Source organism: Mycoplasma sp. 394, assembly GCF_054353895.1.
Genome location: NZ_JBTHHL010000009.1, coordinates 32,096 through 45,383 on the forward strand (window position 1 = coordinate 32,096; position 13,288 = coordinate 45,383).

General features: G+C 25.6%; 18 protein-coding genes. 7 read left to right on the top strand and 11 right to left on the bottom strand.

All coding sequences use genetic code 4. The features are described from left to right. The first annotated feature begins 8 nt into the window (after window positions 1–8). Genes ACXYRQ_RS03580 through ACXYRQ_RS03595 form a run of 4 tightly spaced genes read left to right on the top strand, consistent with a single transcriptional unit; the run spans window position 9 to window position 2,091 of the window. Window positions 9–653, top strand: coding sequence for a DNA cytosine methyltransferase (locus tag ACXYRQ_RS03580; RefSeq protein WP_458614838.1), 645 nt, complete (start codon window positions 9–11; stop codon window positions 651–653). Window positions 654–697: 44 nt separating this feature from the next. Then, a complete protein-coding gene (locus tag ACXYRQ_RS03585; protein ID WP_458614847.1) occupies window positions 698–1,096 on the top strand; it encodes a DNA cytosine methyltransferase in 399 nt (132 codons plus the stop codon). A 4-nt stretch (window positions 1,097–1,100) separates the two neighbouring features. Continuing rightward, window positions 1,101–1,697, top strand: a complete 597-nt coding sequence (locus tag ACXYRQ_RS03590) for a DNA cytosine methyltransferase (RefSeq protein ID WP_458614839.1) — start codon at window positions 1,101–1,103, stop codon at window positions 1,695–1,697. Then, window positions 1,666–2,091, top strand: a complete 426-nt coding sequence (locus tag ACXYRQ_RS03595) for a DNA cytosine methyltransferase (protein WP_458614840.1) — start codon at window positions 1,666–1,668, stop codon at window positions 2,089–2,091. The genes ACXYRQ_RS03590 and ACXYRQ_RS03595 overlap by 32 nt, the downstream gene beginning before the upstream one ends. A 1-nt stretch (window position 2,092) precedes the next feature. Here the strand turns inward: ACXYRQ_RS03595 and ACXYRQ_RS03600 are convergent, their stop codons facing one another. The 11 genes from ACXYRQ_RS03600 to ACXYRQ_RS03650 are packed head-to-tail and all read right to left on the bottom strand — an operon-like array spanning window position 2,093 to window position 11,231. Continuing rightward, a complete protein-coding gene (locus ACXYRQ_RS03600) occupies window positions 2,093–3,394 on the bottom strand; it encodes a hypothetical protein (RefSeq protein ID WP_458598054.1) in 1,302 nt (433 codons plus the stop codon). Beyond that, window positions 3,367–3,702: a hypothetical protein gene (locus ACXYRQ_RS03605; RefSeq protein ID WP_458598052.1), complete on the bottom strand. Its 336-nt coding sequence runs from the start codon at window positions 3,700–3,702 to the stop codon at window positions 3,367–3,369. Before ACXYRQ_RS03605 ends, ACXYRQ_RS03600 begins: the two co-directional genes overlap by 28 nt. A 6-nt stretch (window positions 3,703–3,708) precedes the next feature. Then, window positions 3,709–5,073, bottom strand: coding sequence for a M17 family metallopeptidase (locus ACXYRQ_RS03610; RefSeq protein WP_458614224.1), 1,365 nt, complete (start codon window positions 5,071–5,073; stop codon window positions 3,709–3,711). After that, on the bottom strand, window positions 5,061–5,447 hold the full coding sequence (locus ACXYRQ_RS03615) for a YigZ family protein (protein WP_458614225.1): 387 nt from the start codon (window positions 5,445–5,447) through the stop codon (window positions 5,061–5,063). The genes ACXYRQ_RS03610 and ACXYRQ_RS03615 overlap by 13 nt, the downstream gene beginning before the upstream one ends. After that, complete coding sequence (ylqF, locus tag ACXYRQ_RS03620; protein WP_435128780.1) at window positions 5,440–6,291, bottom strand: ribosome biogenesis GTPase YlqF; 852 nt, start codon at window positions 6,289–6,291, stop codon at window positions 5,440–5,442. The genes ACXYRQ_RS03615 and ylqF overlap by 8 nt, the downstream gene beginning before the upstream one ends. Then, entirely contained in the window at window positions 6,278–6,565 is a 288-nt protein-coding gene (locus ACXYRQ_RS03625; protein WP_435128783.1) for a hypothetical protein, read from the bottom strand. Before ACXYRQ_RS03625 ends, ylqF begins: the two co-directional genes overlap by 14 nt. Next, entirely contained in the window at window positions 6,565–7,281 is a 717-nt protein-coding gene (locus ACXYRQ_RS03630; RefSeq protein WP_458614841.1) for a TrmH family RNA methyltransferase, read from the bottom strand. The genes ACXYRQ_RS03625 and ACXYRQ_RS03630 overlap by 1 nt, the downstream gene beginning before the upstream one ends. Further along, window positions 7,268–7,807: a tRNA (cytidine(34)-2'-O)-methyltransferase gene (locus ACXYRQ_RS03635; RefSeq protein WP_435128789.1), complete on the bottom strand. Its 540-nt coding sequence runs from the start codon at window positions 7,805–7,807 to the stop codon at window positions 7,268–7,270. The genes ACXYRQ_RS03630 and ACXYRQ_RS03635 overlap by 14 nt, the downstream gene beginning before the upstream one ends. 8 nt (window positions 7,808–7,815) lie before the next feature. Then, window positions 7,816–9,672 carry a hypothetical protein gene (locus ACXYRQ_RS03640; RefSeq protein WP_458614842.1) on the bottom strand — a complete coding sequence of 619 codons (1,857 nt, stop codon included), beginning with the start codon at window positions 9,670–9,672 and terminating at the stop codon, window positions 7,816–7,818. Then, window positions 9,662–10,537, bottom strand: a complete 876-nt coding sequence (locus tag ACXYRQ_RS03645; RefSeq protein WP_458614843.1) for a DNA adenine methylase — start codon at window positions 10,535–10,537, stop codon at window positions 9,662–9,664. Before ACXYRQ_RS03645 ends, ACXYRQ_RS03640 begins: the two co-directional genes overlap by 11 nt. Beyond that, the gene (locus ACXYRQ_RS03650; RefSeq protein WP_458607402.1) at window positions 10,527–11,231 is read right to left on the bottom strand and encodes a DNA-methyltransferase; all 705 of its coding nucleotides are present in this window, start codon (window positions 11,229–11,231) and stop codon (window positions 10,527–10,529) included. The genes ACXYRQ_RS03645 and ACXYRQ_RS03650 overlap by 11 nt, the downstream gene beginning before the upstream one ends. A gap of 172 nt (window positions 11,232–11,403) precedes the next feature. Between ACXYRQ_RS03650 and ACXYRQ_RS03655 the strand changes: the two genes are divergently transcribed. The 3 genes from ACXYRQ_RS03655 to ACXYRQ_RS03665 all read left to right on the top strand — a co-directional run bounded on the left by ACXYRQ_RS03655 (window position 11,404) and on the right by ACXYRQ_RS03665 (window position 13,255). Further along, complete coding sequence (locus ACXYRQ_RS03655; protein WP_458614844.1) at window positions 11,404–11,565, top strand: hypothetical protein; 162 nt, start codon at window positions 11,404–11,406, stop codon at window positions 11,563–11,565. Window positions 11,566–11,736: 171 nt separating this feature from the next. Continuing rightward, window positions 11,737–12,087, top strand: a complete 351-nt coding sequence (locus ACXYRQ_RS03660; RefSeq protein ID WP_458598035.1) for a hypothetical protein — start codon at window positions 11,737–11,739, stop codon at window positions 12,085–12,087. A 1-nt stretch (window position 12,088) separates the two neighbouring features. Continuing rightward, the gene (locus ACXYRQ_RS03665) at window positions 12,089–13,255 is read left to right on the top strand and encodes an Eco57I restriction-modification methylase domain-containing protein (RefSeq protein ID WP_458614845.1); all 1,167 of its coding nucleotides are present in this window, start codon (window positions 12,089–12,091) and stop codon (window positions 13,253–13,255) included. The last annotated feature ends 33 nt before the right edge of the window (window positions 13,256–13,288 follow it).

Genomic DNA, 13,288 nt, shown 5'->3' on the forward strand with positions numbered 1-13,288 from the left:
AGGATAATATGAAGCATAAAGATAAGACTTATAAAATTGCTAGTTTGTTCTCTGGCATAGGTGGTTTTGAAGTTGGTATTTTGAACTCTGAAATAAATGCAGAGTTTGTTTTTGCTTCAGAAATAGATAAATTTGCAACAAAGTCTTACCTATCAAATTTTATAGATGCTAATATTGTAGGAGATATTACAAAAATAAATGAAGAAGATGTCCCTAATCACGATATTTTAATTGCTGGTTTTCCTTGTCAATCTTTTAGTATTGCTGGAAAAAGACAAGGATTTAATACTAAAAGGGGAACTCTATTTTTTGAAGTAGTAAGAATAATCAAGAAAAAACTACCTAAAGTTATTTTGTTAGAAAATGTCGAGAATATAGTTTCGCACAATCACGGACAAACTATATTATCAATTCTAAAAATTCTTAACGAAATTGGATATACGATTGATTTTAGCATTTTAAATTCAGCAAATTTTCAAGTCCCACAGAATCGCAATAGAACTTACATTATTGGAATATTAGATTATAAAAGCCAAAAATATATAAATGATAAAAATAAAAAAGTTGATTTTATCAAGCAAGAACTAACAAGAATAATAAGTTTAGAAGTTTTAATTTCTTTAAAAATATCAAGACATCTGATAAGTTTATAGTTTTATCAGATGTTCTAGAGAAAGATGTAGATGAAAAATATTTTATTAAATCAGAAAAATTAGATAAATTTTTAAATAGCCTAAGAATCGATTATTGTGATGTTTCCAAAGAACAAAAAATCATAAGACTTTTTCAACTGCCAAAGGATATTTATAATGATCATGAAAGACAAAGAAGAATACATCATCCAAATGGTATTTCACCTACATTATTAGCAAGATCAGATACAACAAAAATATTAATAAAGAAAAAAAATAAATATTATATTAGAAAACTTACACCTTCTGAAAACTTCTATGTACAAGGATTTAACAAACCTTTTGTTGATAACATAAAATCTATTAACATTAGTGATACACAACTTTATAAACAATCTGGAAATGCAGTTTCCCCACCTGTTATAACATCAATATTTAACCTTATAAAAGATATGATAAAATAATTTTATGGAGTTTAAATTTATTGATTTATTTGCTGGTATAGGTGGTTTTCGAATAGCACTAGAAAATGTAGGTGCAAAATGTGTGTTTTCATCAGAAATTGATAAATATGCTTCTGATACTTATCAAAATAATTTTGGCGAATTTCCTGCTGGTGATATATTTAAAATAAATTCTAATGATATACCGGAACACCAAATATTATGTGCCGGTTTTCCTTGTCAACCTTTTTCTACAGCAGGTAAGAGATTGGGCTTTGATGATGACAGAGGTATACTGTTTTTTCAAATTGCAAGGATTTTAAGGGATAAACAACCCATTTCTTTTATATTAGAAAATGTTCCTGGTTTAGTAAATCATGACAACGGTAATACACTAAAAGTAATACTAGAAACTCTTAATGAATTGGGGTATAATGTAAGTTGAAAGTTATTGAATGCAAAAGATTATAATATTCCGCAAAACCGAAACAGATGATATTGTGTCGGAATTCATAAAAGTATAAATATAGACACATTTGATTCTATATTTCCGAATAAACAGAAATTAAAAAACACACTCAAAGATATAATTGAAACTAAAAATACAAAAAAACATAAGTAAAATTGCAATAAACAACATAAATAAACATATAGAAGAATTTAAATTTAAAAACTCCACATTGAATGATGAACCAATAATAGCAAATAACATTCGTCCATCAAAAGTTTCTTTAAGTAGAAATGGTATCTCTCCTTGTTTAACTGCAAAAATGGGGACGGGGGGTAATAATGTTCCTGTTATATATAAATATATGAGAAAATTTTCTATTAGAGAGTGTTTAAAATTAATGGGTTTTCCTGATGGTTATATAATACGAGAAAACTATAATAGAAGTTATATGCAAATTGGGAATTCTATTGTAATTCCTGTAGTTGAATTAATAGCTAGAAATTTAATCTTAACTTTGCAAAGAAATATTCAAAAAAACTTATTTATAGATAAGACAAATAAATAAGTTAATGGGGTTTAAATATTATTGTGTAAATCCCTCTACTTCTTCCTGAACCATTATCTATTCTGTATGGATAAATATCTATAGGTAGCAACTTACTATCTATAAATGTGAAACTACTACAAAAAGGTTCCTCGAATCATCCCTTACCATAAAAAATTCCATCATATATTTTTTTATTATTCAAGATAATGTTATTAATTTCTTTCTTTGCTTCATTTTTTAACTTAACTAACTGATTCACATCGTTTATACTTTTAATATTATATCTTTTCAATATAAACAAATCAAATTCTGTTCTATCAACTATTAGATCGTTTAAAATTTTACTGTTTCTTTGTTTTTCTTTTTCGGTTGTGTAAAGCAGAAGTATAGTTGCATAAAAAGTAACATTTTCAATATAATCGGAAAATGTTTTTATAAAAGTCTTGATACTTAATTTTGAATATGTAAAATTTTTAGATGTTTTCATCTTAATTGATATACCAGAATTTTGGACTATTTTATAATCACTTACATATTTGAGATTCTTTTCGGTCAAGATATATTGATTTAATAACAAAAAGTCTCTATCTAATGTTTTTTGGGTTTCTATAATATAGCAATCACTCTTACATTTTACTTTTTTGTTGGCTAAATTTGAGTACTTATTCTCTACGATATTAATAATATAATATTCCTTATCATCACGAAGATTCAGATGAAATCTAAGAATTTTTCAATAGGAATTTTCTTTGTGATGATTCATATATTTTACAAAATTAAATTCTTCTATATCACCACCAAGTTTTCCAATACTGTTTTTTCGCTGCAACATTATATCCTGTATATCAGAAAGCATCGTTGAATACTTAAACTGTATTTGCCCTCTCTTTTTTGACCCAGCTATTGTTCCTTTCTTATATGCATTATAGGTTTGAAAAGACAAACGACCTATATTAAATGTACTAGTATATAAGGGATTATTAAGATTGTATTTTAAAATATCATCTCTACTCGCTCAATAACCTGACATAAAATTACCATGATACACATAATCTACCTGTGTGCTTGTTTTTCCTGTAAATAATGCTCTATTTATGAGCATTGATTTATTATTATCAAAAAACTTACATATAAGCAGATGTTTCTCAGGGAATAATTTCTTAAATTCCTTTGTTGTGAATCTTCCCTTAACATTTCCGTGTGAATCATATTCAATCTTTGATGAACCATCCAATGTTCCATCACCTCATATTAACAATTTAATGTCATTAACAGAAAAACCTGGAATAATTTTTAAAGAAGATGTTTGGATTCATTTCACAAAACTACCAACTGATTCTTGATGTATACTATTGCTGAACCTATTTTTGTGCTTATAGAAAATTTTCTGCTATCAATATATATAAATATATCAATTTTTGTATTTACTTTTTTACCAGATTGATTATCTTTTTCTTTTTCAGCGAGCCTAGCAAAAACTTTTGTATTTGAATCGCATTTTAAATTGTTATCCAGACAAATATCCTCTATAAAATGTTTAAATACAATACTAAGATCTTTTATTCTCTTACCATTTATTAATTCAACAATTAACGATTCATTTTTATACCCATGTGAATTATCAACCAAAATTCCCTACTTCTGCAACCTTAATATAGCTTCAACCAATGTTGCTACCAATTCTCCTTGTGGTATACCATTTTTATCTGCTGTTCCAGCAACATCACAATGAATAAAATCCACTCCTTTTGTAAACTCTTTTAGAAATAATGCAGCTTGATTTGAATCAGAACGAACCTTGCTTGATCAATTTGCTAGATCAGCAACTTTTGAACCTTTATTTCCTGTATCAAAGTCTTTGTGAAACGGCATTCTTCATACTTTTTCTTGTGCTTTTTTGGCTGATTCACTAAATACATCTCATTTTTTATCACATGTAGATCATATCCCGGTATAAACATTTGATAATGCTGTCAAAATTGTTCCAGTTAATGTTGCTACATCGATAATCGTAGTAGAATTTAATTTTTCAGCTGCATAAAAAATCCCATCAGCAAGCACTAAACGACCCTCTGCATCAGTATCAACAACTTCAACTCATTTACCAGCCATCGATTGATAAACATTTTCTGGTAGTGATGCATCGCCATCAAGTCTGTTGTCTGTAATACACATAACAGCATATGCATTAACCTTAGCTTTCAATTGAGCAAGTGCTTTCACAGCATATGCAACTATAACTGAACCTGACATATCATATTTCATTCCGTTCATATGATATCCTTTTGTATTAACTCCACCTGTATCAAATGTGATTCCTTTACCTACAACAGATGTGATTTCCCGGCTTTCTGGATTTGCTAAATATTTAACAATAACAACTCTTGGTTCGTGGGTGCTTCCTTGATTTACGGATAAAATAAGTCCCATATTTAGTTCTTGTATTTCTTTTTTAGTTAAAATTTTAACTTCTAAATTTTCTATTCCGCTAAAGTCACTTGCAATATGTGCGGCTAATTGCTCAGAATTTAGGAAGTTTTCTGGTGTAATTTGTAGATTTCGGACATCTGAAACTGCTTTAGCAACTATTTTGAAGTTATTAAATATTTCAAATGTTTTCTCATCTAAATCTACATCTAAAATCACGATGTTTTTTTCAACTTTTTCTTCTTGCTCATAGTGTTTTTGGAATAATTTTGCTTTTGCAAAATATATCCCAAAAACAAATAAACGAAGTAACTGTTCTTTGTTAAAAAGTGATGCAAATGCCTCTAAATCAATTTGATAATCAAAATTTAAATTGCTTGCAAAGTTTTTAATTCACTCTTTTAAAGAAAAAATATTTTGATCTTCTTTCTTAATATATACATATGCTTCTTTTGTAGCGTGATTGTTAGTTACACAAAACTCTTTCTCACCTACATAATCAGGAAAATCCATTCCTTCGAATGCTGGTTTTAACAATAAAGAATCATCTCTTTGTTTGGTTAATTTAATCATTTTTTCTCCTTAAATTTATCTATTGCTAATAAGCTTGCTTGTCTATAGGCTCTAATTAAACCACCCACACCTAATTTTATACCACCAAAATATCTTACAACAACAACTAAAATATTTTCAAGCTTCATAAGCTGTAACAGTTGATAAATAGGTTTTCCAGCAGTATTTTTTGGTTCTCCATCATCGTTATAACCTGCTGATTGAACACCGTTTTGCGAAGTTATATAAGCATATACTGTATGACGAGCTTTTTTGTGTTGGTTTTTAACAAAATCTAAATATTCTGGTATTTGTCTTTTAGATTTTATCGAAAATACATATCCTATAAATTCAGATTTTTTTATAAAATATGATTCTTTGACAAAATTAATCAAATGTAACACCTTTTAATTTTTTTACCCATTGTACAAAATGATTTTGTGCTTTTGGTAAATCAATTTTACCTTTTTCTTTATAGATATTAAATTTTTGAGCATAATCATAAAACAGATTATAAATTTTGCTAACATCTTCTTGTGGTTGCATACCTATTTCGATTAATTTTTGTGGATAATATTTAGATAATAGTGCTCATATTTTGTTAGCAACGCTCGCTATGGGGAAATTTTCTAATTTTATTGAACCTATAGTGAGTAATTTAACAGCTGTTTCTTGATCATTAAACCTTGGTAATAATATCCCTGGTGTATCTAAAAACAAAAATTCATTATTTACTACTCATTTTTGTTCTCTGGTAACTCCAGGGAAATTAGCAACTTTTAACGTCGCTTTTGATGAAACTAAATTAATCAATGTACTCTTTCCACAATTAGGTATTCCCACAACAAAAGACTTAATTTTTGTTTGAATAATTCCTTTGGTTTTATCTTTTGCCATCCGTTCCTTGTTCATCTGTTTTAGTTTATTTAAAATTATATTTTTTGATCTCTTATTCCTCAAATCAAGTCATAAAAGTTGTTCATTAGCAAATCTTTTTTGTATTTGTTGTTTTTTGCTTACATCCATTAAGTCGCTTTTTGTGATAATAAAAAGTCTTGGTTTTTGTGGTGAAATTTGATCAAAATCTTCATTATATGAACTTATTGGACATCTTGCATCTAAAACAACAATAAATATATCTGCCAATTTTGAATTTTCTTTTATTTGTCTAAAACCCTTTGCCATATGTCCAGGATATCATTGGATTAGTTGTTCAAATTCATTTTTATTTTCGATCATTTTCGTCCTTTTTATATAAACTCAGCTTATTTGTTAGTCTATTCTTTTCATAATCACTTTCGCTTAATTGCTTTTGTAGTTTTTTTATTTCATCATTTAATGTATTTATTTCTTGATCTTTTTGCTCTATTTTACTGCTTGCAATTAATAGTTCGTCAATAATTTCTGAAAAAATTTTATTTACTTGTTCAGGACTATATCCTTCTAAGGTGATATTTACGGTTGAACCATCAATTTTTTCATAAATTTTTTTTAATATATCATTTATTTTCATTATCCGTTCCTTACTTTATTCATTATTATTGCTGCTGCAGTTGCAACATTTAAACTTTCAAAAGAAATCGGTATATAAATATTGTGATTTGATAATTTCAGAATTTCATTTGAAATACCTTGCCCTTCGTTACCAAAAACTATTATGATGTTTTTCTCTCTAAAATTAACATTATTTAGTGACACTGCTTTGTTATTTAACGCTGTAGTATAGATAAAAAAGTTGTTTTTTATGCTTATTAAATATTGATACAAATTATTTGTAGTGATAACATTAACATCAAATATTGCACCCTGACTTGAACGAATTACTTTATCCGAATATACATCTAGATTTTCAACAATAACTGTATCAAAATCAAATGACTTAGCGAGTCTTATTATTGTTCCTACATTTCCAGGGTCTTGTAAGTTATTTAATGCCACTATTTTATTTGATCTTTGATTTTTAAGTTTACTTTTATCACATAATGCAAGGCATTTTGATGGGGATTTTGTTTCTGATAAATATTCTATTAAGGTTTCGGATATTAATGTAGATTTGGGATAAAGTTGTTGTGATGGTGTTTCAAATATTTCAATTACTATATCTTTTTTTAATGCTTCTTCTATTAAATGTTGTCCATATATAAGAAATTTCTGTTCTTTCTCACGATACTTTTTTAACTGTAATTTCTTTAAGAACTTGATTTTCTCGTTTGCCCTACTTGTTAACATCTTGAAATTGTAATAAAAAATCCTTTCCCTTTTCTACTTCGTATCTTGATAAATTTTGAAAATTAAGTTGTCGCATTACTTCAAAACCTAAAATACAAACACTATTTGCTAAATTTATCGAACGCATTGCTGAAACCATCGGAATACGTATGCAGTCATCTAAATGGGATGCTAAAATATGTTTATCAATGCCTGTCGATTCTCTTCCAAACATTAATCAAACTTCATTTTCTTCATCATAAACTCTTTTATAATCAATGTCTGTATAACTTTTTAAACCATATCTAGTTACATAAAAAATTTTTTTATCTGTGTATTTTTTAGCAAAATCTTTATAGCTAAAATGAACTTCATGAGGTATATCAGAAAGCATTCTACCAGCACCATAACGTCTAAGTCATTTTGGGTGCAAATCAAAGGATATCGGCTTAATAATATGCAATTTAGCCCCGATAGCATAACAAGTTCTAATAATATTTCCTGTATTAGGACATATTTCCGGTTGGTATAAAACAATATTTAACATTTTTCTCCTTATTTTGTAATTGCTTCTATAAACATTAATTCTGTTACATTATCATCATTAAAATTATCATTATTAACAATTTGTTCTTTAATAAGATTATTAGTTTTTTCTATATTTTCTAAAAGTTCTATTATATGGTCAGTGAAATTATTAACGTTTTGAAAATATTCTTGAATTAATATTGGTTTTATAGTAATCATTTTGGATGTATTTACCCATAAATTTGTATTATTTTCTTTTATTAAATCTTTGCTTTCATCGAAAGCAAAATATAAATATTGCAAAAAACTCTTGAAAATTGTTTCGCTAAATAATAATACTATTGTTTTAACTTTATTATTTTTCCATATTTCAAATGCATGTCGTTTATTAGGTTCAATTTCATTTTTTATTAATTGACTTTTGTTATTTAAAATTGTAGTTTCTACAATAATATTTAGTTCTTTTGAAACAAAAGATGCATCTGGTTGTCCACCAGGTGCTGTCATTTTAGGATATAGATTATAATCTAGTAATGTGTTAGCAAAGTCTTGAAATTCTGGAAAATTAACATATCAATATTTTTCTTTTGTTATATATCAAACATATAAATTAATAAAATATTCAGTTAAAATTGCTCGAGAAATACCATTTAAATGTTCTCATTTTTCTTTAGATTGGTCTAATTTTATCTTATGTAGATAAGTATTTATATTTATACCATTTTTAATAAAGCTAACTACTTCTTCTAAATCAAAAGGTGGTATAAGTGCTTTTTGATATTTTTGAATATTTGTTTGATTAATATAGTTTTTAAATATTTTTAAAATTTGTTCAACAAAGTTTTCTAGCGATGTTGTAGTCAAATTATTTAAAAGTATTTGTTTATCTTCAAGAATAAGAAATTTAAAAAAATTTCTTATCTCATCATTTCTAAAAGTTAAATATTTTTCGTTATTATTATAATCTATTGTAAAAATTTCAAGGTTTTCTAATCAATATAAAGTTAGGTTTAAATATTCCTCCTTTGCTGTTAATATATCAGAATAATAACTAACTTGTTCATTAAATTCATTAAAAGGTATATTCTTAAAAAAATCAATAATTTGTTTTTGATTTTGAACTTTTCATTCAAGATGCAATCTTTTTTTTACTATTAAAGTTAAAATTTTTATAATTTTTTCTGAGTTTTTTAATGAAAAAATTCTCTCAAAATTAATTTCTCATTCTTTATCATAATTTTTATCTTTAATTTTTTCACTTAAAATATTATAAAATTTTCAATTTTTTATCTTCTTTCTAAAATTAAATTCCTTTCATTTTTCACTTTGATGTTCTTCAATAGCAAAATGTAAATTTATTAAGTCATATTTAGACATAAATTTTTCTTTGCATAATGAAGTAAAGAGTTCTTGAAATGGGTATTTACTTTGAAATTTATCATTTATATCCTTTGTATTAAATTTTAAAAATAAGCAGATTCAAATAAAGGTGTCTGATGAAATACCAAAATATTGTCCAAATAAATCTAATAATCTAAAAATTTCGCTATCTTCATTAGCTCCCCTAAGAATATTGTAAAAAAAACTACCATCCCGATTTTTCAAAAGTGTTATATTTTTTTCTTTTTTTTCATTCTTTTTTATTAAGCTAAAGTTTCTTAAAGTCTTAAACAGTAAATTTATATCTTTTTCTAAATAACTTGTATTTTTTTGTTTAAATCCTTCTTTTACACAAACATTTCAAAAGTTTTGATATTCGCCTAATAAATCAGAAATTATATTTTGTTTATATATATAATCTATGACAAAATTATACAAAGCAATTTGATTATTTTTTCTCCAGGATGTATCACCTATCTTTCATAATTTGACATTATACTTCATAATTTTTTACTAATATCTCCGTTGTATTTTTTGAGGTTCTTTGATAATTGCTACTTTTATAATTTGTGGGAACTTCTTTTATAACAAAATTTTTATTTTTTTCTAAAAATTCTTTTAATATATTATTTTCAACATCTCCATTTTTTATAAAGTTAGATAAAATAAATTTATATTTTTTATCATTTAATTTTTGCAAGATTTTTATCAACCTTTTTTCATCATCAATGCTTCAATTATTATTATATGTAGCATTTGAAATAAGGTATGGGGGATCAAAATAAAATATAATTTGATCTGTTTTATACTTTGAAATTAAATCAAGCACTAAATCTCCAAAATCTAAATTATATGTTTGAATTAATTTAGTTTTGGATAATTCTATAAATTTTATTAAATTACTTCTTCTATATTTGGTATAACCACTTTTTCCTATTGGAACATTAAAAAAACCTTTTTTATTGAAGCGCAATTCTGAATTAAAACTAAAAAATACTAATATTATTAATAATATTATATCCTTAGTTTCATTATAGTCATTTCTTATAACTAAATACTTCTCTTTATTTTCTTTATAATTTTTTTTATAACTTAGTTGATATTCTTCTAGTTTTTCGTTGATTTTTTTGTCTATTATGTCAAATTCTGTATATAAAAAAGATGTTAATATTTCAAAAAGTGCTTTATCATATTCATTATAAATAACATTTTTAAATGGGCTATTTATACCAACATTAAAACTACCACCAAAAACATCAACAAATTTCGTACTTGCCTGCATACTAGGTAAATTAGTAAAAATAATGTCTAAAATACGATATTTATTACCTAAATGATTAAGCGGAGAACGTATATGTTTATTTTGCATTTTTTAATATTCTTTTCTGTGATTTTTTAAAATAGTCATCGCTTATTTCACTACCAATAAAATTTCTTCCTAATTTTATTGCTGCTATTGCTGTGCTTCCACTACCCATAAAAGGATCAAGAATCAAATCACCTTTATTCGTATGTGTTTTAATTAATTCCATAATTAGTTTTTCTGGTTTTTGAGTCGGATGAATCCTTACGGTTTTAGAATTTTCAACTGCAAAATTATATTCAGGTTTTTTATATGGATAATCTTTGTTATTGTCAAAATTAAAAATTCATTTTTTACCAGGTTTAACGGCTCAAATAATAAATTCAAAGTCTGTTATATACCTTCTATTAATATTTCGGGGCATCGGATTGGGTTTAATTCAACGAATTAAATCCTTAACAATTAAACCGCTTTGATTTAGTGCTTCAGCAATTGCTCCAAGGTTTTTTCAATCATTAAATATCAAAATACTACCACCAGGTTTTAAAAGCACTTTAACTTCTTTAATTCAGTGTGTTTGATCAAAATCTTTATCTCAATTACCAAAGTCAATTCCTTGTCGATTAATAGTATGAAAATTATTTTTACGACTTATATTATAAGGTGGATCTGCAATAATGCAGTCAACACTAATATGATTTTGTTTCATTTGCTTGAACAAATTGATACAGTCTAGGTGGTAAATTTTATTAATTTGCATTTTATTTCCTTTTATTAAAATTTTATCATATTGGATGTAAAACTTCCTGAATTCTTTATGTTTGTCTCGTTTAATATTGTAATTTATTTTTAGTCACAAGGTAATTCACAACCAAAATTTTTATCAGTTATTTTAAAAATTTATAATAGAATATTATATATAAGGATAATGAATGAGAGATATTGAGCAACTAAAACAACTTTGTAATAAAATAGATGAATCAACATATGAATCAAAAATAGGTGTTGATTATATAAATGCATTGAAAAATTTGTTTTCTTTGAAAACAAAAATGACTCCCCCTTTTATATCAAGATGTCATAACTCAACCTAAATTGTCAGATTTCAAGTTTGAAGGAATTAAAGATTTTCAATTTATTTGTAAATTAAAAGCAAAACCGTTAATAATTAAGGATGACAAACGATATAATGAAAAAATAGTAGCTTTTGATTTTCATAATGAAAAAGCAAAGAAATTTTCGAAAACGAAGTGGGTGTTGTTTATATGATAACAGCATATATAGATAATAATGAATATATTATTAAGTTTGGTCAAACTAGAACACCATTTATATATAGATTGCAATCTTATAATTGTGGTACTGTTGTTAACTGAAGAACTGCATCTACAACTAATATAAAGATTTTACAATCCTTTGTAAGCACAAGGTTAGAATTCAAATTATATCTATATCAACCTCAAAAACCACTGCAAGTAGAATATTATGGTGAATTCGCTTTTGTTGCTTCTCCTGCAAGCATTTTCGTAGAAGATAGGTTATTAAACATATATTTAAATCAATTTCATCAAAAACCAATAGCAAATATTCAATCCAAAATGACTAGAAAGAAATAGTATGAAAAAAAATAATATTAATAATACAGAGGTAAACAATCAATTTGAATACCAGAAAATAAAAGAGTTCTTAAATAAACTAAATGAAGATCAAAATCATATGAAATCTCGGGATGATATATGTACTCCAATGGAATGTGTTGAAAAAATGATAAATTATATCCCAAATGAGTTATGAAGCAGGAAAGACTTAAAAATTCTTGATCCGTGCTCTGGAAATGGTAATTTTGGTGCATATTGTGCTACAAAAACACAACTTAATAATATTTATTTTAATGAAATAAGCGAGTTAAGAGTTGATAATTGCAAGGAATTATTGAATCCACCACATCTAAGATGTGGTGATGCTTTTGATTTAAATGATGAATTTAATATAAAATATGATTTAATATTAGCAAATCTACCATATTCAGGTGGCGAAAACAAAAATAGAAGTTTATCAAATAAATTTATTGAATATTCTATTGATTTATTAAAGGATAATGGATATTTATGTTTTATAACTCCGAACAATTGAATGTCTTTCAACAACCATAATACTACATTGAAAAAACTTCTTAAAAATGGGAGTTTTATTGTGATTGACAATGATGTAAAAAGATATTTTAATAAAGTCGGTTCTTCTTTTTGTGTTTTTGTATGACAAAAAGGTATTTTTGATCATAAAACCACCATATATAATAGTTTTCTTAAAAAAGACATTCAAGAAAATGTAGTAATTTATCCAAGTTTACCATTTATACCTTTATACATATCACAAGAAACATTAGATTTAGTTCAATTATTAATCAATAATGACCCTACAGGATTTAAATATCGCTGTGATTTACACAACTTTACTAAAAGTATATTGCTTAGTGATAACCAAGATCAAGAATTTAAATATCCGACAATTCATACTATTAAACAAATAAGATATGCAAAAATTAAACAAGATATCTTTGATAAATATCTTATTATAGTTCCGCTTTCTACTTATTTCCTTCCTTTTATAACTACAAATTTTAATGTTACACAATCTGTGGGTTTTTATCAATTTGATGATAAAAAAGAAGCAGAATATTTTTTAAAAATTCTAAAGCAAGATATATATAAAGTTTTGGTACATATTAGCAGATTTGGTAATTTCAATAATATAAAAGTTCTTAAAGTAGGACAAAAAGATTAACAATTAATTCTGTTAATCTTTTTGTTTTATTAA